The sequence below is a fragment of the Sulfitobacter sp. 1A12056 genome (assembly GCF_043558125.1).
Classification (GTDB): domain Bacteria; phylum Pseudomonadota; class Alphaproteobacteria; order Rhodobacterales; family Rhodobacteraceae; genus Sulfitobacter; species Sulfitobacter faviae.
Genome location: NZ_JBIFFY010000004.1, coordinates 53,293 through 79,272 on the forward strand (window position 1 = coordinate 53,293; position 25,980 = coordinate 79,272).

A 25,980-nucleotide genomic window follows, 5' to 3' on the forward strand; every position below is an offset into this window, starting at 1 on the left:
ACCCGCAGCACCGGGTGCGCGGGATCCGCCCAAACCGGCGTGCCCCTCTTGCAAACACGTTGCCTCTGCCCTCTATCACCCGTAACCTCGGGCCGAATGCCACTTAACGAGATCGGGAATTTCCGCCCATGTTGCACCGCAGCCTGCCCCTCTGTCTGATCGCCCTTCTGGCCACGCCGCTTGCGGCGCAGGACGGGCAGGTGCTGACCAAGGAATATGACGACGGCGGCATCTATGAGGGCACCTTTCAAGGCGGTCTTCAGCATGGCACCGGCACCTATAAGCTGCCCAATGGCTATGAATACTCCGGCGAATGGGTCGAGGGGGAGATCAAGGGCGAAGGCGTCGCGCGTTTCCCCAATGGGTCGGTCTATGAAGGCAATTTCGCCAAGGGCAAGCCTGACGGTCTGGGCAAGATCACCTTTGCCGATGGCGGCACCTATGAGGGCGAATGGGAAGCGGGCGCGATCATGGGGCAGGGCGTGGCGATCTACGCCAATGGCGTGCGCTATGAGGGCGCGTTCCGCAACGCCAAACACCACGGCAAAGGCGTGATGCAAAGCCCCGGTGGCTATGAATACAAGGGCGATTGGGTCGATGGCGTCAAACAGGGCGTCGGCACGATCACCTATCCCGATGGCGCGGTCTATGAAGGTGAGATCGAAGCCGGCAAACGCAGCGGCGAAGGCACGCTGACCATGCCCGACGGGCTGGTCTATGTGGGCAAATGGAAAGACGGCCAGATCGACGGCACCGGCACACTGACCCAACCCAATGGCGACGTCTACGAAGGCACGCTGGTCGCGGGGCGGCGTGAGGGCAAGGGCAAGGTCACCTATGAAAACGGTGACACCTATGAGGGCGACTTCAAGGATGACCGCCGCGATGGGCAGGGTACCTTCACCGGCACCGATGGCTATGTCTATACCGGCTCTTGGGTGGCGGGGCAGATCGAAGGCGAGGGTCAGGTGACCTATCCTGACGGGTCGGTCTATGTCGGCACCTTCCGCAATGATCTGGCCGATGGTACGGGCAAGATCACCTATCCCGATGGCTCCACCTATGAGGGCGAATGGGTCGCCGGGGTGATCGAGGGCGAGGGCATCGCCACCTATACCAACGGCGTGGTCTATGAAGGCGCGTTCAAGGACGCCCGTAACCACGGCCAAGGCGTGATGACCTATGCCGATGGCTACCGCTATGAGGGCGGCTGGCAAGACGGCCAGCGGCATGGGCAGGGCAAGGCGACCTATCCCGATGGCACCGTTTACGAGGGGGCCTTTAGGGACGGCCAGCGCCACGGTCAGGGCAAGATCACCATGGCCAGCGGTTTCGTCTATGAGGGCGAGTGGACCGAGGGTGAGATCGAAGGGCAGGGTGTTGCGACCTATGCCAATGGCGATGTCTATGAGGGCACATTCAAAGCGGGCAAGCGGCAGGGCAGCGGCACCATGCGCTATGCCAGCGGCGAGGAAGCCTCAGGCCAATGGGAGAACGGCGCGCTGAGTGATGGGGCTAGCGAGGCCGAAGCCTCGGAAGCGGCGGAGGCGGCTTCGGAAGAGGCTGGCGGTGAGGACGCGGCCACCGAAACACCCGCGCCCGAGGACAGCACCGGCGCGGATACGTCAGAGGCCACGCCCGCGCAGACCGGCACCGCAGCAGACGGGGGCTGACCCCCGCCTTTGCTGGACAACGCCCGCGCCCTGTGGCAAGCCCGCGCGCAACAGGAGTACGCCAGATGTCCAACCCCACAATCACCCGTTTCGCCCCGTCCCCCACTGGCTATATCCATGTGGGCAACCTGCGCACCGCGCTGATGAACTACCTCATCGCGCGCAAGGCGGGCGGTACTTTCATCCTGCGCATCGATGACACTGATCCCGAGCGCAGCAAGGAAGAATATGTCGATGGCATCAAGCAAGACCTCGAATGGCTGGGTCTGGAGTGGGACCGGGTCGAGCGTCAGTCCGAGCGGCTGGACCGCTACCACGCCGCCGCCGATGACCTGCGCGAGAAGGGCCGTTTCTACGAGGCTTTCGAGACGCCGACGGAGTTGGACCTCAAGCGCAAGAAACAGCTCAACATGGGCAAGCCGCCGGTCTATGACCGCGCCGCGCTGAGCCTGTCGGACGAAGAGAAAGCCGCCCTTCGGGCCGAACGCGGCGATGGGGTCTGGCGCTTCAAGCTGGATCACGCGCGGATCGAATGGGATGACGGCATTCTTGGCGATATCTCCATCGACGCGGCCTCGGTCAGTGACCCGGTGCTCATCCGCGGCGACGGGCAGATCCTTTATACATTGGCGAGCGTTGTGGACGACACCGAGATGGGCGTGACCCATGTGGTGCGCGGCTCGGACCATGTGACCAACACCGCCACGCAAATCCAGATCATGGAGGCGCTTGGGCAGGGTAATGTCCCCTCCTTCGCGCACCACTCCCTGTTGACCGGCCCGCAGGGCGAGGCGTTGAGCAAGCGTTTGGGCACATTGGCGCTGCGCGATCTGCGTGAGCAGGGGGTCCAGCCCTTCGCGCTTCTGAGCCTGATGGCGCGGCTCGGGTCCTCCGATCCGGTGGAACTGCGCACGGATATGGCAGAGCTGATCGACGGCTTCGACATCAACCGCTTCGGCTCGGCCCCGACGAAATTCGACGTGGCTGACCTCTTCCCGCTGACTGGGCGCTACTTGCAGCAATTGCCGCTGGAAGCCGTGAAAGACGACATCACCGCTCTCGGCGTGCCTGAGGATAAGGCCGCGCAGTTCTGGGCCGTGACGCGCGAGAATATCTCGACCCTGAAAGACCTCGGCCCTTGGTGGGCCATGTTCCGCGACGGGGCGGAGCCCGTGATTGCCGAGGAAGACCGCGAATTCGTGGCGCAGGCCATGCTGCTGCTGCCCGAAATGCCCTTCGATGAGACCACTTGGTCCAGCTGGACCGCAGCGGTCAAGGAAGCCACGGGCCGCAAGGGGCGCGGGCTGTTCCGGCCATTGCGTCTGGCGCTGACGGGGCAGGAGCATGGGCCGGAGATGGCGCAGGTGATGCCGCTGTTGCAGGTGGTGAGGGCGCGCGGCTGATTGGCGTGCTTGGGGGCTTGAGGCAGCCTCCCGGGGGCGCTGCCCCCGGACCCCCGAGGGTATTTGAGAAAGGATGAAGGAAGTTTTGGGGGGGCGTGTTTTGGCCCTTAGAAGTTCCTTGCGGCGAAGGTTGTTTCGGCGCGTTCTTTGATCTGCACTGACAGGCGATCCATGTGCTGGTCGACCACGGCGGTTTCCGCCTCTGTCAGCGTTTGGTGGCGCGGGTAGAGGGGGGCTGCGCGGTCGTCGAGGATGGGCGTGTCCCAGCCGTCGGTCGTGTCGAAGAAACGTGCTGCGCCATCGGTGCCGAATTCGCGCAGGAAGCCTTGGACCACCACATCGAGGTAGCTGAGCAGGATGACGTGATCGCCGTGGGTCACCGCGATGTCGGCGGGGATCGCGTAATGGGCGATGTCGGGGGCGGGGGTCAGGTCATGCACCACCGCGCCGCCTGAGGCGTGGCGTTCGTAGCTGTATTCGCGTTTGTCCAGCGCTGCCCAATCCGCGCCCGGCACGGCGGCGATCAGCCCGTCGATCCGGGCGGCGGGGTGCTGCACCACGGAAAGATAGACGATATCGCGGCCTTCGGTGCGGACCCATTGGCGGCGCCAGCCGTCGAGCTGCGCCGGGCGGGCATCGGGGTAGCTATGGGTGTTGCGGTTCACGAGGCTGCCGTAGCCAAAGAAATAGGGGGTCATGCGGGGTGCTTTCCATCTGCCGTGTTGCCGGTAAGAAAACATGTGTTGCATCGGCTCACAAGCATGCTTGACGCAGAGGTATGCCCCAGCATACGAAAGGCCCAATCGTCACGGGAGAATCGGTTAACGCCGATGCCGAAGGAGCAACCGCCCCGGAAACTCTCAGGCCCCAGGACCGTGATGTGACCAAGACTCTGGAGAGGGGCGCGGATGCGCACGCCGAAGGGATAACGATCTCAGGCGGAAGGACAGAGGGGGCATCAGGCGCAGCATTTGCGGCGCCAAGGTGCCGGCATGGTCAAAAGGTCATCCGGAAGCGACAGGAAAGGCGAACCGGATGAGCGATCTCAAGCAGACGGCATTGCATGATTTGCATGTGGAACTGGGGGCCAAGATGGTGCCCTTTGCGGGCTATTCCATGCCCGTGCAATACCCTCTTGGCGTGATGAAGGAACATCTGCACACCCGTGCCGCCGCCGGGTTGTTCGATGTGGGCCACATGGGGCAGGTCGTCGTTCGCGCGAAGTCTGGCAGCTATGAGGATGCGGCCTTGGCGATGGAGCGGCTCGTGCCCGTCGATGTGCTGGGCCTTGGTGAGATGCGCCAGCGCTATGCCATGTTCACCGATCCCAATGGCGGTATTTTGGATGACCTGATGTTGGCCAATCTGGGCGATCATCTGTTTGTCGTGGTGAATGCCGGGTGCAAGGATGATGACATCGCCTTGATGCGGGAGGCGCTGTCGGACAGTTGCGAGATCGAGGTGCTGGACGACCGCGCGCTGCTGGCGCTGCAGGGGCCGCAGGCCGAGGCCGCCTTGGCGCGGTTGCAGCCTTCGGTGGTGGATATGAAATTCATGGATGTGGCGCGGGACGTCGATCTTGATGGGATCACCGTCACCCTGTCGCGCTCGGGTTACACCGGGGAGGATGGCTACGAGATTTCCGTCGCCAATGGTGACGCGGTGGCGCTGGCGCGAAAGCTTTTGGCGATGGAGGAGGTCGAACCGATCGGCCTTGGGGCGCGGGACAGTCTGCGGCTGGAAGGCGGGCTTTGCCTTTATGGTCACGACATCGACACCACCACCACGCCGGTCGAGGCGGCGCTGAACTGGGCCATCCAGAAGGTGCGGCGCGAGGATGGCGACCGCGCGGGCGGCTTCCCGGGCGCGGGCGTGATCTTGCAACAATTGGCCGACGGCGCGCCGCGCAAGCGCGTGGGGTTGCTGCCCGAGGGGCGTGCCCCGATGCGCGAGGGGGTCGCCATTTATGATGCCGCCGAGGGCGGCAACGAGATCGGCCGCGTGACCTCCGGCGGCTTTGGTCCGACGGTTGGCGGCCCGGTTGCCATGGGATATGTCAGCGCCGAGCATGCGAAGGTCGACACCGCGCTCTGGGGCGAGGTGCGCGGCAAGCGCTTGCCGCTGACTGTCACGAAAATGCCGTTCGTCGCGGCGAACTTCAAACGCTGAATCTACACAGGGAACTCCATTATGAAATTTACCGAAGAGCATGAATGGCTGCGCGTCGAGGGTGACGAAGTGGTCGTGGGCATCACCAATCACGCCGCCGAGCAGCTGGGCGATGTCGTATTCGTGGAACTGCCCGAGGAAGGCACCACCGTCAGCAAGGACGACGAGGTCGTCGTGATCGAATCCGTGAAGGCGGCGTCGGACATCCTTGCGCCCATCGACGGTGAAATCACCGAGGTTAACGGCGCGCTGACCGACAACCCCAGCATGGTCAACGACGACCCGCAGGGCGAGGCGTGGTTCTTCAAGATGAAGGTCTCTGACGCCAGCCAGATGGACGACTTCATGGACGAAGCCGCCTATCAGAAATTCATCGGCTAAACCGCCGCGCGCGCCGGGGGACCGGCGATGCTGATCACCTGCGTCGCCCCATGGGCGGCGCGCCACAAACAGGGGGCGCCCTGCCGCGCCGTGACGAGGAACCCGACATGAGCTTCAAGCCCACCGAATATCTGCCCTATGATTTCGCCAATCGGCGTCACATTGGCCCGTCCCCTTCCGAGATGTCTCAGATGCTCGACACCGTGGGCGCCGAGAGCCTTGATGCGCTGATCGACGACACGCTGCCCAAAGCAATCCGCGCGAAAGAGCCGCTGGATTTCGGCAAGGCGATGAGCGAGCGTGAGGTGCTTGAGCACATGCGCCGCGTGGCGGGCAAGAACAAGGTGCTGACCAGCCTCATCGGGCAGGGCTATCACGGCACCGTCACGCCCCCGGCGATCCAGCGCAACATCCTTGAGAACCCGGCGTGGTACACCGCCTATACGCCCTACCAGCCCGAGATTTCGCAGGGCCGCCTCGAAGCGCTGCTGAACTTCCAGACTATGGTGAGCGACCTCACCGGGCTGGAGATCGCCAACGCCTCGCTGCTCGACGAAGCCACGGCCTGTGCCGAGGCGATGACCATGGCGCAGCGCAGTTCGAAATCGAAGGCCAAGGGTTTCTTCATCGACGTGAACTGCCACCCGCAGAACATCGCCGTGATGAAGACCCGCGCTGAGCCTCTGGGCATCGAGGTCATCGTTGGCGAACCCGAGGAAATGGAGGCCGAGAAGGTCTTCGGCGCGATCTTCCAGTATCCCGGCACCTATGGCCATGTGCGCGACTTCACCGACCACATGGCGGCGCTGCACGAGGTCAAGGCCGTGGGCATCGTCACCGCCGACCCGCTGTCGCTGACCCTGCTGAAAGAGCCGGGCGCCATGGGCGCGGACATCGCCGTGGGCAGCACGCAGCGGTTCGGCGTGCCCGAGGGCTATGGCGGCCCGCATGCCGCCTATATGGCCTGCCGCGATTCGATGAAGCGTTCGATGCCGGGACGCATCGTCGGGGTTTCCATCGACGCCCATGGCAACCGCGCCTACCGCCTGTCGCTGCAGACCCGCGAGCAGCACATCCGGCGCGAGAAGGCCACGTCGAACGTCTGCACCGCGCAGGCGCTGCTGGCCGTCATGGCCTCGATGTATGCCGTGTTCCACGGGCCGGAAGGCTTGAAAGCCATCGCGCAGCGCATCCACCGCAAGACCGTGCGTCTGGCCAAGGGGCTGGAGGCCGCGGGCTTCGAGGTGCAGCCCGATTCCTATTTCGACACGATCACCATCGAGGTCGGCCCGCTGCAGGCCGCGGTGATGAAATCCGCCGTGGACGAGGGCATCAACCTGCGCCGCGTGGGCGAGACCCGCGTCGGGATCACGCTCGACGAACGCACCCGCCCCGATACGATCGAGGCGGTCTGGCGCGCCTTCGGCATCCGTCAGGCGGATGATGATTTCACGCCCGAGTACCGTCTGCCCGAGGGGCTGCTGCGCACGAGCGATTACCTCACGCACCCGATCTTCCACATGAACCGGGCCGAAACCGAGATGATGCGCTACATGCGTCGTCTCGCGGACCGCGACCTCGCGCTCGACCGGGCGATGATCCCCTTGGGCTCCTGCACGATGAAGCTCAATTCGGCCGCCGAGATGATGCCGGTGACATGGCGCGAGTTCTCGCTCATCCACCCCTTCGTGCCTGCCGATCAGGCGCTTGGCTATCAGGAAATGATCGACGATCTCTCGGAGAAGCTCTGCGAGATCACCGGCTATGACGCGATTTCCATGCAGCCGAACTCCGGCGCGCAGGGCGAATACGCAGGTCTTCTGACCATCGCCGCCTACCACCGCGCCAAGGGCGAGGGGCACCGCAACATCTGCCTCATCCCGATGAGCGCGCATGGCACCAACCCGGCCTCGGCCCAGATGGTGGGCTGGAAGGTGGTGGTCATCAAGACCGCCTCCAACGGTGACATCGACCTTGATGATTTCCGCGCCAAGGCCGAGCAGCACAGCGAGAACCTCGCCGGCTGCATGATCACCTATCCCTCGACCCACGGCGTCTTCGAGGAGACCGTGCACGAGGTGACCAAGATCACCCATGACCACGGCGGGCAGGTCTATATCGACGGGGCCAACATGAACGCCATGGTGGGCCTGTCCCGCCCCGGCGATCTGGGCGGCGACGTGAGCCACCTGAACCTGCACAAGACCTTCTGCATCCCGCATGGCGGCGGCGGCCCCGGCATGGGCCCCATCGGCGTGAAATCGCACTTGATCGCGCATCTGCCGGGCCACCCGAATGAGGAAGGCGCCGCGGTCTCGGCCGCACCCTACGGCTCGCCCTCGCTGTTGCCGATCTCATGGTCCTACTGCCTGATGATGGGCGGCGAGGGTCTGACGCAGGCGACCCGGGCGGCGATCCTCAACGCCAACTACATCGCCAAGCGGCTCGAAGGGGCTTACGACGTGCTCTACAAAGGCCCCTCCGGCCGGGTGGCGCATGAATGTATCATTGACGTGCGCCCCTATGAGGAGACGGCGGGCATCACCAACGAGGATGTCGCCAAGCGTCTGGTCGACTGCGGCTTCCACGCGCCGACCATGTCCTGGCCGGTGGCGGGCACGCTGATGGTGGAGCCCACCGAGTCCGAGACCAAGGCCGAGCTTGACCGTTTCTGCGATGCCATGCTGGCGATCCGCGAGGAGATCCGCGAGATCGAGGAAGGCCGCATGGACCGCGCCAACAACCCGCTCAAGAACGCGCCGCATACGGTGGAGGATCTGGTGGTGGAATGGGGCGACCGGCCCTACAGCCGTGAGCAGGGCTGCTTCCCCCCGGGCGCCTTCCGGGTCGACAAATATTGGCCGCCGGTCAACCGTGTCGACAACGTGCACGGCGACCGCAACCTGATCTGCACCTGCCCACCGCTGGAGGATTACGCCGAAGCGGCGGAGTAAGGTTCAGACCCAGACAACACCTAAGGGCGCGGGATCATTCCTGCGCCCTTAGCATATCCGCGGGCCGGGCGTTCAGCGCCTTCAGCGCAAAGCCCAGACCGGCCAGCACCGTGGCCAAGACGCCGCCCGCGATGATCAGAAGCGCATTGGGCCAGACCACGGCGAAATCAGTCTCCATAACAAAATGGCTCACGGCCCAACCACCGGTGACCCCGGCCAGCAACGCCACCGCCCCGGCAAAGAGGCCGAGCAGCGCGGCGCGCAGCACAAAGCTGGTGGCGATGGCGCGGCGCGAGGCCCCCATGGTTTTCAGCAGCGCCGCCTCATAGCTGCGCGCGCCGGTGCCTGCGGCGGCGGTCCCGATCAGCACCATGAACCCCGTCGCCAGCGTGGCCAAGGCGCCAAAGGAAATGGCAGAGGCGAGCCCAGCCAGCACCGCCGCGACCCGGTCGATCGCATCGCGCACGCGGATGGCGGTGATGTTGGGGTATTCGCTGGCAAGATCGCGCAGGATCGCGGCCTCCGCCTCGGGTTCGGCATAGACGGTCGAGATGAAACTATGCGGCGCGCCTGCAAGGGCGGCGGGGTTCATCGTCAGCACGAAACCGATCCCGGCGGTCGAAAAATCGACCTCGCGAAAGCTGGTGATCGTGCCAGCGATGTCGCGGCCAAGGATGTTAACGCTGAGCGTGTCGCCCAGTTCCAGCCCGATCTCTGCGGCCTCTTCGGCGGCAAAGCTGATTTGCGGATCGCCGCTGTAATCCTGCGCCCACCATTCCCCCGCCGTGATCCGCGTGTCTTCGCCCGGCAGCGCGGCATAGGTCACCCCCCGGTCGCCGCGCACGACCCAGTGATCGCCCGCGACCTCACGCGCGGGGCGTCCGTTGATCTGGGTGATCACGCCGCGCAGCATCGGGGCGCTTTCGATGCGCGACACGGCCGGATCGCCCTCAAGCCGCGCGGTATAGCCGGGCATCTGGTCTTTCTGAATGTCGACGAAAAAGTAGGAGGGCGCCACATCAGGCAAGTTGCCCGAGATTGCCCGGCGCAGGTTGCCGTCGATCTGCCCCACCGCGGCCAGTACCGACAGGCCAAGGCCAAGCGCCAGCACCACCGCCGTCGCCCCTTCGCCGGGGCCGCCGATGGCCGCCAGGGCCCACCGCAGGCGCGGATGGCCCCGCGCCCGGCGGGCCGCAGCACGGGCCAGCAGACGCAAGAGCGCCGCCGCCAGCGCGAGCACGGCGAGCGTCGCGGCCAATCCGCCCAGTGTCCAAAGCGTGAGCGACCACGAGCCGTTGAACCAACCCGCCAGCACAAGCAGAGTGGCCAGCAGCAGCGCCATCGCGACGAGATAGGGCGCGGCGGGCCAAGGCGATTGGCGTTGCCAATCGTCGCGGAATAGGGTCGCGGCGCGGACATCGGCGCTGCGCGCGAGCGGCCAGAAGGTGAAGAGAGCGGCGGTCAGCAGCCCGTAGAGCGCGGCCTCAATCAGTGGGGCGGGGTAGATGGTGAAACGCGCGGGCAGGGGCAGGCTTGCCTCAATCAGCGGCGAGAGCAGCAAGGGCAGCCCCGCCCCGATCAGCAGGCCAAGGGCGACCCCGACCATGGCCAGAATGCCGACTTGGATGAAATAGGTCTGAAAGATCGTCGCGCGGGATGCCCCTATGCTGCGGAAGGTGGCGATGACGGCGGTTTTGCGTTGCAGATAGGCCCGCACCGCTGCCGCCACGCCGACCCCGCCGACGGCAAGGCCCGAGAGCCCGACGAGCACCAGAAAGGCGCTTAGCCGTTCGACGAAACGCGCCACGCCCGGCGCGCCGTTGCGCGCGTCGGTCCAGCGCATCCCGGCATCGGCAAAACGCGCTTTGGCCTCGTCTTCGAGCGGGGCGAGGGCGGTGCCCTGGGGCAATTCGAGACGGTATTTGCTATTGAAAAGCGTGCCGGGGGCAAGCAGGCCGGAGCCTTCGAGTGCCGCGCGTTTGACCAGTGTGCGGGGCCCAAGTGAAAAGACGCTGGCGGCGGAATCCGGCTCGCGTTTGATCAGCGCGGTCAGGGTGAACTCAGCCTCGCCAAGCGCGAAAGTGTCACCGGGGGAGAGGGCCAGCCGATCCGCCAGCGCCCGTTCCATCACCGCGCCGGGCAGGGTGGTGGCCTCGGGCGAAAGAGCTTCTTCCAACGGCAGGGCGGGGTCCAAGACCATCTCGCCGATTAGCGGATAGAGGTCATCGACCGCCTTCACCTGCGTGAGCGCGCGTTCTGAGGTCTCGCCCGCGCCTGTGACGGCCATGGAGCGGAACTCGACGATCTCGGAGACGCGCGTGGCGCGTTCGGCCATCCAGTCGCGCTCTTCGGGGGTGGCGAAACGGTAGGTGAAATCAAGCTCGGCATCTCCGCCCAGAAGGGCCGCGCCCTCGGCCTCCAACCCGGCTTCGATCGCCGCGCGGACGGTCCCGACAGCGGCCAGCGCGGCCACGCCAAGCGCAAGACAGGCCAGCAGCAGGCGAAAGCCGCGCAGGCCGCCGCGCATTTCCCGGCGGGCAAAACGGGCGGCAAGGCGCAGGCTCATGCGAGGCGCCCGTCGCGAAGTTCCACCACCCGGGCGCAGCGCTGCGCCAGATCATCGGCATGGGTGACCAGAACCAGCGTCGCACCATGGCGGTCGCGCAGTTCAAACAGCAGGTCCATGATCGCGGCCCCATTGCGGCTGTCGAGACTGCCTGTCGGCTCATCCGCCAAAAGGATCGCGGGGCGGGGTGCTGCGGCGCGCGCGAGTGCCACGCGCTGTTGCTCGCCCCCCGACATCTGCGCGGGGTACTGGTTGATCCGGTGGCCCAGTCCCACGGCCTCAAGCTCGGCCCGGGCGCGGTCAAAGGCGTCATCGGTGCCGGAAAGCTCCAGCGGGGTGGCGACATTCTCAAGCGCGGTCATGGTGGGGATGAGGTGGAAAGACTGAAAGACGATCCCCATGCGCCCTTGCCGGAACCGGGCCAACCCGTCTTCCCGCATCGCGCTCAGGTCGTGGCCGAGGGCGGTGACCTTGCCGCCGGTGGCGCGCTCCAGCCCGCCCATGACCATCAGCAGCGATGATTTCCCCGACCCGGAAGCGCCGGTCAGCGCGATGCTCTCCCCTTGCTGGACCTGCAACGAAATGCCGCGCAGAATATCGACGGGGCCGGCATTGCCCTTGAGGCTCAGCGTGACATCTTGAAGGTCATAGACAGGGTCGCTCATCGGGTCGCCTCTGGCTTGGGATACGTGATGGATATGGAGGTCCGCGAAGGATGCGCAAGGTATTGATCTGTTTTGCCTTTATTTTAGGCAGCGCGGCGCAGGCCGAGGAGGTGGTGATCGCAGCCCTCGGCGACAGCCTGACCCAAGGCTACGGGCTGCCCGCCGAGGAGGGGTTCGTGCCGCAATTGCAAGGCTGGCTGGATGCCGAGGGGGTCGAGGCCAAGATCCTCAACGCGGGCGTGTCGGGCGATACCACCGCTGGCGGGCTGGCGCGGGTCGACTGGACCCTGACGCCCGAGGTGGACGCGATGATCGTGACGCTGGGGGGCAACGACCTGCTGCGCGGGCTGGACCCGGCGCAGGCGCGCGGCAACATCGACGGCATCCTTGCCGCTGCGGAAAAGGCGGAGGTTGAGGTGCTCTTGGTCGGCATGAGCGCGCCGGGCAACTATGGGGCAGGCTATAAGGCGGATTTCGAAGGGCTCTACCCCGATCTGGCCGAGGCTTACGGCACGCTGTTCTACCCGGACTTCTTTACCGGCCTGCTGGCCGAGGAAAAGAATGCCGCCAGCGCGCGGAGCGAGACGGTGCAGCGCTATTTCCAAGGCGACGGCATCCACCCCAATGCCGAAGGGGTGGCGCTGATCGTGGAGGACATCGGCCCTGCGGTGGCAGAGCTTGCCGCCCGCGCCGCCGAGCGCCGCTAACAAAAACGGACGCCGCAGCGTCCGTTTCGATCCTCGTGATGTGGCCCGTTCAGGCCAGCGCGATGTTGCTCGCGCTTTCGCGGCCATCGCGGCCCGCTTCGACGTCAAAAGTGACCTTTTGGTTGTCGGCCAGCCCGGTCAGCCCGGCGCGTTCCACTGCGGAAATATGGACAAAGATGTCTTTGCCGCCCGCATCAGGTGCGATGAAGCCGTAGCCTTTTGTCGTGTTGAACCATTTTACGGTGCCAGTAGCCATGCCCCGTGTCTCCCTTTCTTTGATCTGCCCGCAACATGCGGCAGCGCGGCTCGGTCGAATTCGTGATCGCTGGAGCCTTAGGGCAGCCGGGTCGAAAAGTCTTCGCGTCGCAGTTGTGATATTGGAATCTCTATTTTTAAAATCAAGGATTTTTACGGGGCGAGGGGCCGCAAGCAAGGAAGCGCCCATGAAATATAACCTGCCTGTTACAAAACTGGCAGGCATCTCGGGATTTTCCGGAAGGCGCGGTTTTCAAAAATTTACCAGTTGATAAAAAAATGATTCCATGAGAGCGTTTTCAAAACACCAAGAAAACGACAGGGATTTTGATATGGCACGAGATGTGTTTGAGCCGGGGATCGTTCCGGGGCGGTTAGAACCGCAGAGCTATGCCGAGGGGTTTTCGGATCTTCATCCGCCCTTGGATGAACATGAGGCGCTGGTCGCGGCGGACCGCTGTTACTTTTGCCACGACGCGCCCTGCATGACGGCCTGCCCGACCGACATCGACATTCCGCTGTTCATTCGGCAGATCGCCACTGGCACGCCCGATGCGGCGGCCAAGACGATCCTGAGCCAGAACATCCTCGGCGGCATGTGCGCCCGGGTCTGCCCGACAGAAACGCTTTGCGAAGAGGTCTGTGTGCGCGAGGTGGCCGAGGGCAAGCCGGTGTTGATCGGTCAGTTGCAGCGCTATGCGACGGATCATTTGATGGCGCAGGGCGTGCATCCCTTCGAGCGGGCCGCAGCCACGGGCAAGCGCATCGCCGTTGTCGGCGCAGGGCCAGCGGGTCTGTCCTGCGCGCACCGTCTGGCGATGCTGGGCCATGATGTCGAGATCATCGACGCGCGGCCCAAGCCCGGCGGGCTGAACGAATATGGCATTGCGGCCTATAAGACCCCGAACGGCTTCGCGCAGGCCGAGGTCGATTGGCTGATGCAGATCGGCGGGATCACCTTCCGGCACGAGGTTGCCGTGGGCCGGGATGTCACGCTCGAAGAGCTGAAGGCCGACTACGATGCGGTGTTCCTCGGCATGGGGCTGGTGGGCGTCAATGCCCTTGGGGCCGAGGGCGAGGATAAGGCCGGGGTCGCCAATGCGGTCGATTTTATCTCGGAGCTGCGTCAGTCTGGCGATCTTTCCGGCGTGCCGATTGGCCGTGATGTGGTGGTGATCGGTGGCGGGATGACGGCGGTGGACGCCGCGGTGCAGGCGAAGCTGCTGGGTGCGTTGAATGTGACGCTGGTCTATCGCCGCGGGCGCGACCGGATGAATGCAAGCGTGTTCGAGCAAGACCTCGCTGCCTCCAAGGGGGTGCGGATCGTGACCCATGCGGTGCCGATTGCCGTCCATGGCAACGGGTCGGTGCGCGAGATCGAGTTTGAATATGTCGATGAGGCGATGAAGGGCACCGGCCAAACCCTGCGCCTGCAAGCGGATCAGGTGTTCAAGGCCATCGGTCAGACGCTGTTGGGCGAGGGGCTGCCCGAACTCGACGGGCGCAAGATCAAGGTCGATGGCACCGGGCGCACCAGCCTCGACGGGGTCTGGGCCGGGGGCGACTGCGCCAGCGGCGGCGATGACCTGACGGTGACCGCCGTGGCCGAGGGCCGTGATGCGGCGATGGACATTCACACCACATTGATGGGGGCGGCGGGCTGAGGCCGCGCCGAGAGGGAGACATAACATGGCTGATCTGAGAAGCGACTTCATCGGGATCAAATCCCCCAACCCGTTCTGGCTGGCCTCCGCCCCGCCGACGGACAAGGAATACAATGTGCGCCGCGCCTATGAGGCGGGCTGGGGCGGGGTGGTCTGGAAGACTCTCGGCTCCGAAGGGCCGCCGGTGGTCAACGTCAATGGCCCACGCTACGGCGCGATCTGGGGCGCGGATCGGCGGCTGCTGGGCCTCAACAACATTGAGTTGATCACCGACCGCCCGCTGGAAGTGAACCTGCGCGAGATGAAGGCGGTGAAACGCGACTACCCCGACCGCGCGCTCATCGCCTCGATCATGGTCCCTTGTGAGGAGGAGGCGTGGAAAGCCATTCTGCCGCATGTGGAGGAGACCGGCGCCGACGGCATTGAGCTGAACTTCGGCTGCCCGCATGGCATGGCTGAGCGCGGCATGGGTTCTGCCGTGGGGCAGGTGCCGGAATATATCGAAATGGTCACCCGCTGGTGCAAGATGTACACGCGGATGCCGGTCATCGTGAAGCTGACGCCGAACATCACCAACGTGATCTACCCTGCCGAGGCCGCCAAGCGCGGTGGTGCGGATGCGGTGAGCCTGATCAACACGATCAATTCGATCACCTCGGTCGATCTCGACCTCTTCGCGCCTGAGCCCACGATCGACGGCAAGGGCACCCACGGCGGCTATTGCGGCCCGGCGGTCAAGCCCATCGCGCTCAACATGGTGGCCGAGATCGCCCGCAACCCCGAGACCCACGGTCTGCCAATCAGCGGCATCGGCGGCGTCACCACATGGCGCGACGCGGCGGAGTTCCTTGCCCTTGGCGCGGGCAATGTGCAGGTCTGCACGGCGGCGATGACCTATGGCTTCAAGGTTGTGCAAGAGATGATCTCGGGCCTGTCGGAATACATGGACGACAAGGGGCTGACCTCGGTCGACCAACTGGTGGGCCGCGCGGTGCCGAATGTCACTGACTGGAACCAGTTGAACCTGAACTACGTCGCCAAGGCGAAGATCGACCAAGACCTATGCATCTCCTGCGGGCGTTGCTTCGCCGCTTGCGAGGACACCAGCCACCAGGCCATCGCCATGTCCGAAGACCGCACCTTCACGGTGGTCGAGGAGGAATGCGTGGCCTGTAACCTCTGCGTCAACGTCTGCCCGGTCGAAGACTGCATCTCAATGGAGGAACTGGCGGCGGGCACCACCGACCTGCGCACGGGCAAGACGGTGACGCCGGACTATGCCAACTGGACCACGCACCCCAACAACCCCTCTGCCCAAGTGGTCGAACCGGCAGAGTAAGACAAGAGCCGCCGCCCCGCGTTCAGGATTTTCTGCGGGGCGGGGTGGTGGTATCGTCAGCGGGGGGCGGTATCTCTGCCACCTCCCGCCGCGCCACGATCAGCGCCATGGCCGCATCCCGGGCCATCTCTTCGCGGGTGACGGGCGGTGCGCCCGCTGGTTCATCGGACGCTGCCGGATTTGCGCCCTTCGCATCCCGCGTAGCCCCTGCGCCCTTTATATCGCCTACATTCATCACTGCCCCTTAACCTTGGAAGGAGCCCACACCCGCCAGACAGACTGGGGGGCATGTGTTAACGGGGGATTAAACGCAGGGCGCCACTGGCCGCTATGGTTAACCGTTTGGCGCTGGCGCGGGCTGGTCCAAAAGCGCGCCGAACATCGCCTGAAGATGGGCCTGCGCGCGGGGCCGGGGATCGGTCTCGGGACCGAGCAGGATTTGCGCCTGCGCCTCGAAATCCGCGTAGTGCTGGGTCGTCGCCCAGATCGAGAATATCAGGTGCTGCGGGTCCAGCGCGGGCAGTTTGCCAGCCGCCACCCAGCCCGCGATCACGGCGCATTTCTCATCAAACAGGGGTTTGAGATGGCTGTGCAATTCCGGCTCGATCCGCGGGGCACCTTGCAGGATTTCATTGGCGAAAAGACGGCTTTCGCGCGGCAGTTCGCGCGACATGGTCAGCTTGCGTTCGACATAGTCCAAAATCTCGCGCCGGGGGTCGCCGTCGGGGTCCAGTTCCACCAGCGGGTCGAGCCATGTTTCCATCAGCTGCGACAGCAAAGTGACGTGAATGTCTTCTTTGCCATTGAAGTAATAGAGAATATTCGGTTTGCTCAGCCCAGCCTCGGCGGCGATCTGATCCAGCGTGGCACCCCGGTAGCCGTGTTTGGAAAAGACTTCGAGCGCGGCATCCAGAATCACCCGGCGGTTGCGTCGTTGGATGCGGCTGGGTTTCTTGGCGGTGCTTTCGGGCAAGGCAATGATCCTTGGTGCTGCTAAAAAAGGCGTTTGCCGGATCGGCGGCGGGTTGTTTCAAACCAGTTCTTGACAGAGCCTAACCTAATCGCAATCGTGGATTTACCAAATGGTAAAAAAACAACACGGCCCCAGCCGATGACAGAGGAGTGACCTATGCCCGCGCCCGGAGAGAACCTCAAGATTGATCCCGACCGTCTGTGGGATTCCTTGATGGAAATGGCCAAGATCGGCCCCGGCGTGGCGGGGGGCAACAACCGCCAGACGCTGACGGACGAAGACGCCGAGGGCCGCGCCCTGTTCCAAAAGTGGTGCAAAGAGGCGGGCTGCACCATGGGGCTCGACCAGATGGGCAATATGTTCGCCCAGCGGGAGGGCACTGACCCCGATGCGCTGCCGGTCTATGTGGGCAGCCACCTCGACACCCAGCCGACGGGCGGGAAATACGATGGCATCCTTGGCGTGCTCGGCGGGTTGGAAATCATCCGCACGATGAACGATCTGGGCATCAAGACCAAACACCCGATCGTTGTGACCAACTTCACCAACGAAGAAGGCACCCGTTACGCCCCCGCGATGCTGTCGTCGGGGGTTTTTGCTGGCATCCACACACAAGACTGGGCTTACGCGCGCACCGATGCTGAGGGCAAAAGCTTTGGTGACGAGTTGCAGCGCATCGGCTGGCGCGGCGAGGAGGAAGTCGGCGCGCGCAAGATGCATGCCTTCTTCGAGTTGCACATTGAACAGGGCCCGATTCTGGAGGCCGAGGGCAAGGATATCGGCGTTGTGACCCACGGGCAGGGGCTGAGCTGGACGCAGGTGACGATCACCGGCAAGGACAGCCACACAGGCTCCACCCCCATGCCGATGCGCCGCGACGCGGGGCTGGGCATGGCGCGGGTATTGGAGAAGGTGAACGAGATCGCGCTCAGCCACGCGCCCCATGCGGTCGGCGCGGCGGGCCATATCGAGGTCTATCCCAATTCGCGCAACGTGATCCCCGGCAAGACGGTCTTTACCGTCGATTTCCGGTCGCCCGAACTGTCGGTCATCGAGGATATGGAGGTCCGTCTGCGCGAAGAGGGCCAAAAGATCGCCGACGATATGGATGTGCAGATCGAATTTGAAAAGGTCGGCGGCTTTGATCCCGTGGCCTTTGACGAGGGTTGCGTGACGGCTGTGCGCAACGCCGCCGAACGGCTGGGCTACAGCCATATGAACCTGATCTCTGGCGCGGGGCATGACGCCTGCTGGATCAATCGCGTGGCGCCGACGGCGATGGTGATGTGCCCCTGTGTCGATGGTCTGAGCCATAACGAGGCAGAGGAGATCACCAAGGATTGGGCCAAGGCGGGGGCGGATGTGCTGCTCCATGCGGTGCTGGAGACAGCGGAAATAAAGGGCTGAACACTCGGGCGGAGGTCGGGGGTGCTGCCCCGGCCCCCCGATGTGAATAGCCCGAAAGATGGGGAGAGAAAGATGAGCAAGGTAATCAAGGGTGGCATGGTCTGCACGGCGGACCGGACGTGGAAAGCCGACGTGCTGATCGAGGGAGAGAAGATCAAGCGCATCGGCGAGGACCTCACGGGTGACGAATACATCGACGCGGAAGGCGCCTATGTGATCCCCGGCGGGATCGATCCGCATACGCATCTGGAGATGCCCTTCATGGGCACCACGGCGGCTGAGACCTTCGAGTCCGGCACGTGGGCCGCGGCAGTCGGCGGCACCACGATGGTGGTCGACTTCTGCCTGCCCGGCGCGGATGGCAGCATCAAGAACGCGATCAACGAATGGCACCGCAAGTCGGCGCCGCAGATTTGCAGCGACATCGGCTATCACATGGCCGTCACCGGCTGGGACGAGACCGTCTTCAACGAGATGAAGGACGCGGTCGACATGGGGGTGAACAGCTTCAAGCACTTCATGGCCTACAAGGGCGCGCTGATGATCGAGGACGACGAGATGTTCGCCTCTTTCAAGCGCTGCGCAGAACTGGGCGCGCTGCCGATGGTCCATGCCGAGAACGGCGATCTGGTGGCCGAGTTGCAGCAGAAGTATTTCGATCAGGGCATCACCGGGCCGGAGGGCCATGCCTATTCCCGCCCGCCGGAGCTTGAGGGCGAGGCCGCGAACCGCGCCATCACCATTGCCGACACGGCGGGTGTGCCGCTTTATATCGTGCATGTGTCTTGCGAGCAGACGCATGAGGCGATCCGGCGTGCGCGGCAGAAGGGGATGCGGGTTTACGGCGAGCCGCTGATCCAGTTCCTGACGCTGGACGAGTCAGAGTATTTCAACACCGATTGGGACCATGCTGCGCGCCGCGTCATGTCGCCGCCGTTCCGCTCGAAAGACCATCAGGACAGCCTCTGGGCCGGTTTGCAATCGGGCAGCCTGCAGGTGGTGGCGACGGATCATGCCGCTTTCAGCACTGAGCAGAAACGCGCGGGTCGCGATGATTTCCGGATCATCCCCAACGGCTCGAACGGGCTGGAGGAGCGTCTGGCCGTGCTCTGGACCGAAGGGGTGGAGACGGGACGCCTGACACCGAATGAGTTCGTCGCCGCAACCTCGACCAATATCGCCAAGATCCTCAACATCTATCCGCAGAAGGGTGCCATCGTCGAAGGGGCGGATGCCGATATCGTGGTTTGGGATCCGAAGATCACCAAGACAATCAGCCCCGCGAACCACCATTCGGTGCTCGATTACAACGTCTTCGAAGGCTTCGAGGTCAAGGCGCAGAGCCGCTACACCCTGAGCCGCGGCGAGGTGATCTGGGCTTGGGGGCAGAACAGCCAGCCGCAGCCCGGCCGGGGCCGTTTCGTGCCGCGCCCGGCCTTCCCGAGCGCCAACGTCGCCCTCAGCAAATGGAAGGAACTCAACAGCCCCAAGATGATCAAGCGCGACCCGCTGAACATCCCGGCGGGGATTTGAGCCATGTAGAACCGCCACGACAACCGGGTAAAGTGCCGCGCTAAAAGCGGCCGACCAACAGGGAAGTAAAATACGTGAATGACAGCCAGAGCGTGATCAGCGCCAGCAATCTTGACCTGACCTTTCAAACCAATGACGGGCCGGTCCACGCGTTGAAAGACGTGAACCTCGAGATCCACAAAGGGGATTTCGTCAGTTTCATCGGCCCCTCGGGCTGCGGCAAGACGACCTTTCTGAGGGTCATGGCCGACCTCGAGCAGCCCACGGGCGGCAGCGTGACCATCAACGGCGTCTCGCCCGAGGAAGCGCGTAAATCGCGGGCCTATGGCTATGTTTTCCAAGCGGCGGGCCTCTATCCGTGGCGCACCATCGGCGGCAACATCCGCTTGCCGCTGGAGATCATGGGCGTGCCGCGGGCCGAGCAGGACGAGCGGGTGAAACGGGTGCTCGACCTCGTGGAGCTTTCGGGGTTTGAGAAGAAGTTTCCTTGGCAATTGTCGGGCGGGATGCAGCAGCGCGCCTCGATCGCGCGGGCGCTGTCCTTCGATGCCGACATCCTGCTGATGGACGAACCTTTCGGCGCGCTGGACGAGATCGTGCGCGACCACCTCAACGAGCAACTGTTGAAGCTCTGGGCGCGCACCGAAAAGACCATCGCCTTCGTCACCCATTCGATCCCCGAGGCGGTGTACCTCAGCACCAAGATCGTGGTGATGAGCCCGCGTCCCGGACGGATCGCCGACGTGATCGAAAGCCCGTTGCCGCGCGAACGCCCGCTGGAGATCCGCGAGACGCCCGAGTTTCTGGAAATCGCACACCGCGTGCGCGAGGGGCTGCGCGCCGGGCATGGGGACGATTGATGCGTAACATTATCCCCGTTCTCACGGTCGTGGGTCTGTTGATCGTCGTCTGGTATGGCGCGGCCGTAGCACTCAACGCGCAATGGGCGCGGGATGTGGCAGCACGGGCCGACAAAACGCTGACATTCTCGGAATTGGTGGCCGACACATGGTCGCAGGAGAAACCGAAACTCCCCGCGCCGCATCAGGTCGGCGCGGAACTGTGGAAGACCACGGTGGAGAAGAAGGTCACCTCGAAACGCTCGCTGATTTATCACACATGGGTCACCTTCAGCGCGACCTTTCTGGGCTTCGTCATGGGCACCGCGCTCGGCACGCTTCTCGCCGTCGGCATCGTCTTCAACCGCACGATGGACATGAGCGTGATGCCTTGGGTGATCGCCAGCCAGACCATTCCGATCCTCGCCATCGCACCGATGATCATCGTGGTGCTGAATGCCGTGGGCCTGTCGGGCCTGCTGCCCAAGGCGATCATCAGCATGTATCTGTCGTTCTTCCCGGTGGTCGTGGGCATGGTGAAGGGGCTGCGCAGCCCCGACCAGATGCAGCTTGACCAGATGCGGACATGGAACGCGAGCGGCTGGCATACCTTCTGGAAACTGCGGCTGCCGTCCTCGATGCCCTATTTCTTCACCTCGCTGAAGGTCGGCGTCGCGGCCTCGCTGGTCGGGGCCATTGTGGGCGAGATGCCGACGGGGGCTGTCGCTGGCCTCGGCGCGCGGCTCTTGGCCGGTAGCTACTACGGCCAGACCGTGCAGATCTGGAGCGCGCTTCTCATGGCGGCGGCGCTTGCGGCGGCGATGGTGGGGCTTATCGGGCTGGTACAGAGGCTGACACTCAAGCGGATGGGGATGGCATGATGGGCTGGGTTCTTTTTGCCGTGGTCGCATGGGTCGCGGGCCTGTCGCTCAACGTCTGGCTGGCGCGGCAGCGGCCTTCGCGGGGCGCGTCGCTGGCGGCACCGGTGGTCTTTGGCATCACGCTGATCGCCGTCTGGGAAGGCGTGGTGCGCGGGTTCGAGATCAACCAAGTGCTGCTGCCCGCGCCCTCAGTCATCGCGGCGCGCATGGCCACGTCGCTCGATATCCTGTGGATCGACTTCGTGCAGACCGTCATCAAGGGGGCGATCAGCGGCTACATCATCGGCTGCGGCGCGGCCTTCCTGACGGCGCTGGCGATTGACCGCTTTCCGTTCTTGCAGCGCGGCCTTTTGCCGGTGGGTAATTTCGTCGCCGCGCTGCCGATCATCGGCATGGCGCCGATCATGGTGATGTGGTTCGGCTTCGGCTGGCAGTCGAAAGCGGCGATTGTCGTGGTCATGGTGTTCTTCCCGATGCTGGTGAACACGGTGCAGGGGCTGCAGGCCAGCGACGCCATGCAGCGCGACCTGATGCGCACCTATGCCGCCGGTTATTGGCGGACGCTTCTGAAGCTGCGGCTGCCCGCGGCGATGCCCTTTGTCTTCAACGGGTTGAAGATCGGCACGACCCTTGCCCTCATTGGCGCCATCGTCGCTGAATTCTTCGGCTCTCCGGTGCTGGGGATGGGCTTTCGCATCTCCACCTCGGTGGGTCAGCTTGCGCTTGATCTGGTCTGGGCCGAGATTGTGGTCGCGGCAATAGCCGGATCGGCGTTCTATGGTATCATGGCCCTTATCGAAGGACGGGTGACTTTCTGGCACCCCAGCCAAAGGAACTAGAGACGACCAACCAACAGGGAGATAAAAATGAAAACCATCACGAAGATCGCCGCCGGGGCCGCCTTGGGCCTCTGGGGGGGCGTGGCGCAGGCCGCCGACGACCTGACGCTACAGCTCAAATGGGTCACGCAGGCCCAGTTCGCGGGCTACTATGTGGCCAAGGACAAGGGGTTCTACGAAGAAGAGGGGCTGGATGTCACGATCAAGCCCGGCGGCCCGGACATCGCGCCGGTGCAGGTGCTCTTGGGCGGCGGGGCCGACGTGATGGTGGACTGGCTGCCCTCGGCGCTGGCCGCGCGGGAGAAGGGCGCGCCGATCGTGAACATCGCACAGCCTTTCGCGAAGTCGGGCTTGATGCTGACCTGCCTCAAGGAACATGGCATCGAAAGCCCCGAGGACTTCCCCGGCAACACGCTGGGCACTTGGTTCTTTGGCAATGAAATTCCGCTGATGAGCTGGATGGGCAAGTTGGGCTATCCGACCGATGGCTCCGAGGGCGGCGTGACGATCCAGAAGATCAACTTCAACGTCGATCCCCTGCTGCAAAAGCAGGTCGAATGCGCCACCACCATGACCTACAACGAATATTGGCAGGTAATCGACGCAGGGCTGACGCCCGAGGATCTGGTGGTTTTCAAATATGAGGACGAGGGCATCTCCACGCTGGAGGACGGTCTTTATACCACCGAAGAGAACCTCGAAGACCCCGAGATGGTCGACAAACTGGCGCGCTTCGTCCGGGCCTCCATGAAAGGCTGGAAATACGCCGAGGAGAATGTCGAGGAAGCCGCCGACATCGTGCTGGAAAATGACCAGACCGGCGCGCAGACCGAAAAGCACCAGACCCGCATGATGGGCGAGATCGCCAAGCTGACCGAGGGCAGCGACGGGCGGCTGGACGAGGCGGCCTTTGATCGCAGTGCGGCGATCACCATGGAAGGTGGCATGATCACCAAGGAGCCCGAGGGCGCTTGGACGCATGATGTGACGGATAAGGCGCTTCAGTAAGCTTTGGCGTCTATGATGAGGGGAGGGGCCGGCGCTGCGCTGGCCCTTTTTCGTTTGTGCGACGTTCCCAAGTGGTCTCAGGGCCCGGAATCAAGCCGCAGGCGCCGGGCCATCGCCTGCCCGTCCCGGCGGGTAGGCGATTTGGCGAGAGTTACTCTGCGCTTTCCGCCGCACATCAAATCTGCGCCATAAAGTGGCATTGCCTGCTGTTGTGATCGCCTCCCCACGGGCAGGCGATGGCCCTTGGAGCCGGAGCCGATGTGGGCGGTAAAGGCCAGCGCAAGGCTCCGCCCTTGTTCTCCTCTTGGCTGGCCTTAGAGCACCGTAACCTTCGTCCCAATCGGCACCCGCTGGTACAGGTCGATCACATGCTCGTTCAGCATCCGGATACAACCGTTCGACACGGACCGCCCGATGGAGTTCGGCTGCGTGGTGCCGTGAATGCGGAAATAGGTGTCCCGCCCGTTTTGGAACAGGTAGAGCGCCCGCGCGCCCAAGGGGTTGCCGGGGCCGCCGGGCTGGGCGTCGGTGTTGCCGATGAAACGTTTGTAAGCCTGCGGGTCGCGTTCGATCATCTCATTGGTTGGCCGCCATGTGGGCCATTCCTTTTTCACGTCGATGGTCGCGGTGCCGGTGAACTCCAGCCCCGCTTTGCCGACGCCCACGCCATAGCGCATCGCTTGGCCCGGCGACGTCACGAAATAGAGGTAATGACTCCGCGGCAGGATCAGCAATTGGCCGGGCGCATATTGCGCCTTGACCGGGACCATCTGCGGGGCGGGGTCATAGGCGGCGGTGCGCGCCTGCGCCATCAGGGGAAGGGCGGCTGCGGCCACGGTGCTGGTCAAAAAGGTACGGCGGCGCATGGCAGGCTCCATCAAAATAATGCGTTTCGCCCGCATTTTGCCATGGGAGGCTATTTTAGCAAGGCTGGACATAAAAAAACCGACCTGCCGGTGTCAGCAGGTCGGTTCGAATTCTTGCATCAGGACCGAAGCCCCCGGGCCTTAGGCCAGCGCGAGGTTGGTCGCGGATTCACGGCCGTCACGGCCAGCTTCGATGTCGAAGGTCACTTTCTGGTTGTCGGCCAGGCCGGTCAGGCCAGCGCGCTCAACAGCGGAAATGTGCACGAAAACGTCTTTGCTGCCGCCGTCGGGTGCGATGAAGCCGAAGCCTTTAGTTGTGTTGAACCATTTTACGGTGCCAGTGGCCATATCCGTAGTCTCCATATTGATGCCATCCGCGTTGGTGCGATGGCCCGGCGTGGTTGGTCTGGATCGATAGACTGAGCGCCGTATGAGGGAGACAGTGGGTCGAAAAAGATAACGTCTGCACCGTCTATATTGCACTCGGGGGGGATTCGTTCAAGGGGCATCGCATCTTGGCGGGTTTCGGCGGGTTCAGCAGCGCGAATTTCGGCAAATTCCCGCCACGAAGTTTCGCGATCCCCATATTTTGCGGTAAACACGCCAAATTGCACCGTCCCGAGTTTGCCGCAAACCGGTCTCATTACTGCCCGGCGTAGGTGGTTTTTTGCCAGAAAGCCCCAAGTGCGCCTGCCAGCGCCCCCCATGTGGAGTAACGAGACATGATGCGTATCCTTGCCGTAGACGATGACCCGGTCATCCTTGATCTGCTCACAGGTTGCCTGACCGAGAATGACAATTACGAGCTGACCTGCTGCGAAAGCTCGGAAGAAGCGCTGGAGATCATGCAGGAGTCGAACCGGCCCTTCGATTCCTTCCTGCTTGATATCATGATGCCGGGCATCAACGGGATCAGCCTGTGTGAGATGATCCGCGATGTGCCCTTTTACCGCGCCGTGCCGATCATCATGATCACGGCTAGCAAAGAGCCTGCGATGATGCAGCGGGCCTTTGACGCGGGTGCCACGGATTTCCTTTGCAAACCGTTGGATGGTGTCGAACTCAGCGCACGGATCAACGCCGCCAGCATGCTCAACGCGTCTCTGCTGCGCGAACGCGAGGCGCAGCATACGCTGACCGAGTTAACGCAGATGATGCAGATCCGCTTTGACGAGGATTTCGACCTCGATGTGTCGGCCTGTAGCAATGTCTCTGCGCTTGAGAACTACCTGCTGCGCCTGCCGAGCGGCTGTTTCTCGATGAGCCTGTTTTCGATCTCGGTCGAGGGGGCGCGCGGCATCTATCGCGCGGTCAAGGCGCCGGCCTTCCGCCGCCAGATGGAGCAGGTGGCCCGCGCTTCAGTACATTCGCTGGAGGGTATGCGTTTTCATCTGGCCTATGCGGGCAGCGGGCGTTTCATCGGCGTGGTGATGAGCCGCGCGCGGTTGAACACGGCCACTATGGCCGAACGGATGCGCGAGCATCTGGAGAAGAACTGGGACGGCAAGGGCATGAATGGCGGGCTGGCCCCGTCCTTGCAGGTGCATTCGGTGACCGAACAGCGCCTCTGGTCGGGTCTGTCGGCCAGCAATAAGCTGCGCGAATATCTGCAAAGCTGGGATCCGCTGCATGGTTTGGTGCGGCATGATGAGGATAACCTCTTTGCCCAGCTGGAGACGGCGATCGACGACGAACGCTGAGGGCAGGAGCCTTTAAAGGGATAGACCCGTCCGCAATGCGGGCGGGTTTTTGCGTTGAAGGTAAGCGGTAAGGGCGTCGCCCTCCCTGGGGGCGATCCGCTACCGCGCTGTTTGGCGGGGCGCTGCAAGATGTGGAGGTCTGGCAAGCTGTTGCAGCG

23 protein-coding genes and 1 riboswitch are annotated in these 25,980 nt (G+C 63.8%); of the genes, 15 read left to right on the forward strand and 8 right to left on the reverse strand.

The window, feature by feature from the left end:
- Window positions 1-128: 128 nt before the first annotated feature.
- Together ACGYLD_RS10015 and gltX are read left to right on the forward strand one after the other, a co-directional pair.
- Window positions 129-1,673, forward strand: a complete 1,545-nt coding sequence (locus ACGYLD_RS10015; RefSeq protein ID WP_271692342.1) for an MORN repeat-containing protein — start codon at window positions 129-131, stop codon at window positions 1,671-1,673.
- Between the two features lie 65 nt (window positions 1,674-1,738).
- Window positions 1,739-3,076 carry a glutamate--tRNA ligase gene (gene gltX, locus ACGYLD_RS10020; protein WP_271692341.1) on the forward strand — a complete coding sequence of 446 codons (1,338 nt, stop codon included), beginning with the start codon at window positions 1,739-1,741 and terminating at the stop codon, window positions 3,074-3,076.
- A gap of 107 nt (window positions 3,077-3,183) precedes the next feature.
- On the opposite strand, the gene ACGYLD_RS10025 is transcribed toward gltX, so the two are convergent.
- Window positions 3,184-3,774, reverse strand: coding sequence for a gamma-glutamylcyclotransferase family protein (locus ACGYLD_RS10025; protein WP_394402406.1), 591 nt, complete (start codon window positions 3,772-3,774; stop codon window positions 3,184-3,186).
- Between the two features lie 101 nt (window positions 3,775-3,875).
- Window positions 3,876-3,962: riboswitch (glycine riboswitch) on the forward strand.
- Between the two features lie 149 nt (window positions 3,963-4,111).
- Between ACGYLD_RS10025 and gcvT the strand changes: the two genes are divergently transcribed.
- The 3 genes from gcvT (at window position 4,112) to gcvP (ending at window position 8,580) form a co-directional block, all read left to right on the forward strand.
- Complete coding sequence (gcvT, locus tag ACGYLD_RS10030; protein ID WP_394402408.1) at window positions 4,112-5,245, forward strand: glycine cleavage system aminomethyltransferase GcvT; 1,134 nt, start codon at window positions 4,112-4,114, stop codon at window positions 5,243-5,245.
- A 21-nt stretch (window positions 5,246-5,266) separates the two neighbouring features.
- Window positions 5,267-5,626 (forward strand): glycine cleavage system protein GcvH, encoded by a 360-nt coding sequence (gene gcvH, locus ACGYLD_RS10035; RefSeq protein ID WP_067265267.1) that lies wholly within the window; start codon window positions 5,267-5,269, stop codon window positions 5,624-5,626.
- 107 nt (window positions 5,627-5,733) lie between these two features.
- A complete protein-coding gene (gcvP, locus tag ACGYLD_RS10040) occupies window positions 5,734-8,580 on the forward strand; it encodes an aminomethyl-transferring glycine dehydrogenase (protein ID WP_394402410.1) in 2,847 nt (948 codons plus the stop codon).
- A gap of 34 nt (window positions 8,581-8,614) precedes the next feature.
- Here the strand turns inward: gcvP and ACGYLD_RS10045 are convergent, their stop codons facing one another.
- Window positions 8,615-11,146 (reverse strand): ABC transporter permease, encoded by a 2,532-nt coding sequence (locus ACGYLD_RS10045; RefSeq protein WP_394402412.1) that lies wholly within the window; start codon window positions 11,144-11,146, stop codon window positions 8,615-8,617.
- On the reverse strand, window positions 11,143-11,811 hold the full coding sequence (locus tag ACGYLD_RS10050; RefSeq protein ID WP_271692335.1) for an ABC transporter ATP-binding protein: 669 nt from the start codon (window positions 11,809-11,811) through the stop codon (window positions 11,143-11,145). Before ACGYLD_RS10050 ends, ACGYLD_RS10045 begins: the two co-directional genes overlap by 4 nt.
- Before the next feature lie 50 nt (window positions 11,812-11,861).
- Here ACGYLD_RS10050 and ACGYLD_RS10055 point away from each other — a divergent pair, with 50 nt between their 5' ends.
- Window positions 11,862-12,518 (forward strand): arylesterase, encoded by a 657-nt coding sequence (locus ACGYLD_RS10055; RefSeq protein ID WP_276154082.1) that lies wholly within the window; start codon window positions 11,862-11,864, stop codon window positions 12,516-12,518.
- A gap of 49 nt (window positions 12,519-12,567) precedes the next feature.
- Here the strand turns inward: ACGYLD_RS10055 and ACGYLD_RS10060 are convergent, their stop codons facing one another.
- Window positions 12,568-12,774 carry a cold-shock protein gene (locus ACGYLD_RS10060; RefSeq protein ID WP_209217039.1) on the reverse strand — a complete coding sequence of 69 codons (207 nt, stop codon included), beginning with the start codon at window positions 12,772-12,774 and terminating at the stop codon, window positions 12,568-12,570.
- A gap of 331 nt (window positions 12,775-13,105) precedes the next feature.
- Between ACGYLD_RS10060 and ACGYLD_RS10065 the strand changes: the two genes are divergently transcribed.
- Together ACGYLD_RS10065 and preA are read left to right on the forward strand one after the other, a co-directional pair.
- Window positions 13,106-14,437, forward strand: a complete 1,332-nt coding sequence (locus ACGYLD_RS10065) for an NAD(P)-dependent oxidoreductase (RefSeq protein WP_271692331.1) — start codon at window positions 13,106-13,108, stop codon at window positions 14,435-14,437.
- A 25-nt stretch (window positions 14,438-14,462) separates the two neighbouring features.
- Window positions 14,463-15,776 (forward strand): NAD-dependent dihydropyrimidine dehydrogenase subunit PreA, encoded by a 1,314-nt coding sequence (preA, locus tag ACGYLD_RS10070; protein WP_276154083.1) that lies wholly within the window; start codon window positions 14,463-14,465, stop codon window positions 15,774-15,776.
- A gap of 22 nt (window positions 15,777-15,798) precedes the next feature.
- Here preA and ACGYLD_RS10075 read toward each other — a convergent pair whose 3' ends face one another.
- Window positions 15,799-16,011 (reverse strand): hypothetical protein, encoded by a 213-nt coding sequence (locus tag ACGYLD_RS10075; protein ID WP_271692329.1) that lies wholly within the window; start codon window positions 16,009-16,011, stop codon window positions 15,799-15,801.
- A 99-nt stretch (window positions 16,012-16,110) separates the two neighbouring features.
- Window positions 16,111-16,749, reverse strand: a complete 639-nt coding sequence (locus ACGYLD_RS10080) for a TetR family transcriptional regulator C-terminal domain-containing protein (protein ID WP_271692328.1) — start codon at window positions 16,747-16,749, stop codon at window positions 16,111-16,113.
- A gap of 156 nt (window positions 16,750-16,905) precedes the next feature.
- Here ACGYLD_RS10080 and ACGYLD_RS10085 point away from each other — a divergent pair, with 156 nt between their 5' ends.
- The 6 genes from ACGYLD_RS10085 (at window position 16,906) to ACGYLD_RS10110 (ending at window position 23,256) form a co-directional block, all read left to right on the forward strand.
- Complete coding sequence (locus ACGYLD_RS10085; RefSeq protein ID WP_271692326.1) at window positions 16,906-18,156, forward strand: Zn-dependent hydrolase; 1,251 nt, start codon at window positions 16,906-16,908, stop codon at window positions 18,154-18,156.
- A 72-nt stretch (window positions 18,157-18,228) separates the two neighbouring features.
- Entirely contained in the window at window positions 18,229-19,689 is a 1,461-nt protein-coding gene (gene hydA / locus ACGYLD_RS10090) for a dihydropyrimidinase (protein ID WP_271692325.1), read from the forward strand.
- A 74-nt stretch (window positions 19,690-19,763) separates the two neighbouring features.
- Window positions 19,764-20,549: an ABC transporter ATP-binding protein gene (locus tag ACGYLD_RS10095; protein WP_271692324.1), complete on the forward strand. Its 786-nt coding sequence runs from the start codon at window positions 19,764-19,766 to the stop codon at window positions 20,547-20,549.
- Complete coding sequence (locus tag ACGYLD_RS10100) at window positions 20,549-21,409, forward strand: ABC transporter permease (RefSeq protein WP_271692323.1); 861 nt, start codon at window positions 20,549-20,551, stop codon at window positions 21,407-21,409. Before ACGYLD_RS10095 ends, ACGYLD_RS10100 begins: the two co-directional genes overlap by 1 nt.
- Complete coding sequence (locus ACGYLD_RS10105) at window positions 21,409-22,248, forward strand: ABC transporter permease (RefSeq protein ID WP_271693855.1); 840 nt, start codon at window positions 21,409-21,411, stop codon at window positions 22,246-22,248. The genes ACGYLD_RS10100 and ACGYLD_RS10105 overlap by 1 nt, the downstream gene beginning before the upstream one ends.
- A gap of 27 nt (window positions 22,249-22,275) precedes the next feature.
- Window positions 22,276-23,256 carry an ABC transporter substrate-binding protein gene (locus ACGYLD_RS10110; RefSeq protein WP_271692321.1) on the forward strand — a complete coding sequence of 327 codons (981 nt, stop codon included), beginning with the start codon at window positions 22,276-22,278 and terminating at the stop codon, window positions 23,254-23,256.
- Between the two features lie 314 nt (window positions 23,257-23,570).
- On the opposite strand, the gene ACGYLD_RS10115 is transcribed toward ACGYLD_RS10110, so the two are convergent.
- The gene (locus tag ACGYLD_RS10115; protein ID WP_067265327.1) at window positions 23,571-24,122 is read right to left on the reverse strand and encodes a L,D-transpeptidase; all 552 of its coding nucleotides are present in this window, start codon (window positions 24,120-24,122) and stop codon (window positions 23,571-23,573) included.
- 141 nt (window positions 24,123-24,263) lie between these two features.
- Window positions 24,264-24,470, reverse strand: coding sequence for a cold-shock protein (locus tag ACGYLD_RS10120; protein WP_067265226.1), 207 nt, complete (start codon window positions 24,468-24,470; stop codon window positions 24,264-24,266).
- 374 nt (window positions 24,471-24,844) lie between these two features.
- Between ACGYLD_RS10120 and ACGYLD_RS10125 the strand changes: the two genes are divergently transcribed.
- Entirely contained in the window at window positions 24,845-25,822 is a 978-nt protein-coding gene (locus ACGYLD_RS10125) for a response regulator (RefSeq protein WP_271692320.1), read from the forward strand.
- Window positions 25,823-25,980 lie beyond the last annotated feature (158 nt).

Bases quoted from the DNA above. Each gene is read 5' to 3' on its own strand.
- ACGYLD_RS10120 (WP_067265226.1), bottom strand. From the start codon at position 24,470: ATGGCCACTGGCACCGTAAAATGGTTCAACACAACTAAAGGCTTCGGC.
- gcvP (WP_394402410.1), top strand. From the start codon at position 5,734: ATGAGCTTCAAGCCCACCGAATATCTGCCCTATGATTTCGCCAATCGG.
- ACGYLD_RS10105 (WP_271693855.1), top strand. From the start codon at position 21,409: ATGGGCTGGGTTCTTTTTGCCGTGGTCGCATGGGTCGCGGGCCTGTCG.
- ACGYLD_RS10125 (WP_271692320.1), top strand. From the start codon at position 24,845: ATGATGCGTATCCTTGCCGTAGACGATGACCCGGTCATCCTTGATCTG.
- ACGYLD_RS10025 (WP_394402406.1), bottom strand. From the start codon at position 3,774: ATGACCCCCTATTTCTTTGGCTACGGCAGCCTCGTGAACCGCAACACC.
- ACGYLD_RS10060 (WP_209217039.1), bottom strand. From the start codon at position 12,774: ATGGCTACTGGCACCGTAAAATGGTTCAACACGACAAAAGGCTACGGC.
- ACGYLD_RS10100 (WP_271692323.1), top strand. From the start codon at position 20,549: ATGCGTAACATTATCCCCGTTCTCACGGTCGTGGGTCTGTTGATCGTC.
- ACGYLD_RS10110 (WP_271692321.1), top strand. From the start codon at position 22,276: ATGAAAACCATCACGAAGATCGCCGCCGGGGCCGCCTTGGGCCTCTGG.
- ACGYLD_RS10050 (WP_271692335.1), bottom strand. From the start codon at position 11,811: ATGAGCGACCCTGTCTATGACCTTCAAGATGTCACGCTGAGCCTCAAG.
- hydA (WP_271692325.1), top strand. From the start codon at position 18,229: ATGAGCAAGGTAATCAAGGGTGGCATGGTCTGCACGGCGGACCGGACG.
- gltX (WP_271692341.1), top strand. From the start codon at position 1,739: ATGTCCAACCCCACAATCACCCGTTTCGCCCCGTCCCCCACTGGCTAT.
- gcvT (WP_394402408.1), top strand. From the start codon at position 4,112: ATGAGCGATCTCAAGCAGACGGCATTGCATGATTTGCATGTGGAACTG.
- ACGYLD_RS10085 (WP_271692326.1), top strand. From the start codon at position 16,906: ATGCCCGCGCCCGGAGAGAACCTCAAGATTGATCCCGACCGTCTGTGG.
- preA (WP_276154083.1), top strand. From the start codon at position 14,463: ATGGCTGATCTGAGAAGCGACTTCATCGGGATCAAATCCCCCAACCCG.
- gcvH (WP_067265267.1), top strand. From the start codon at position 5,267: ATGAAATTTACCGAAGAGCATGAATGGCTGCGCGTCGAGGGTGACGAA.
- ACGYLD_RS10015 (WP_271692342.1), top strand. From the start codon at position 129: ATGTTGCACCGCAGCCTGCCCCTCTGTCTGATCGCCCTTCTGGCCACG.
- ACGYLD_RS10045 (WP_394402412.1), bottom strand. From the start codon at position 11,146: ATGAGCCTGCGCCTTGCCGCCCGTTTTGCCCGCCGGGAAATGCGCGGC.
- ACGYLD_RS10055 (WP_276154082.1), top strand. From the start codon at position 11,862: ATGCGCAAGGTATTGATCTGTTTTGCCTTTATTTTAGGCAGCGCGGCG.
- ACGYLD_RS10075 (WP_271692329.1), bottom strand. From the start codon at position 16,011: ATGAATGTAGGCGATATAAAGGGCGCAGGGGCTACGCGGGATGCGAAG.
- ACGYLD_RS10065 (WP_271692331.1), top strand. From the start codon at position 13,106: ATGGCACGAGATGTGTTTGAGCCGGGGATCGTTCCGGGGCGGTTAGAA.
- ACGYLD_RS10115 (WP_067265327.1), bottom strand. From the start codon at position 24,122: ATGCGCCGCCGTACCTTTTTGACCAGCACCGTGGCCGCAGCCGCCCTT.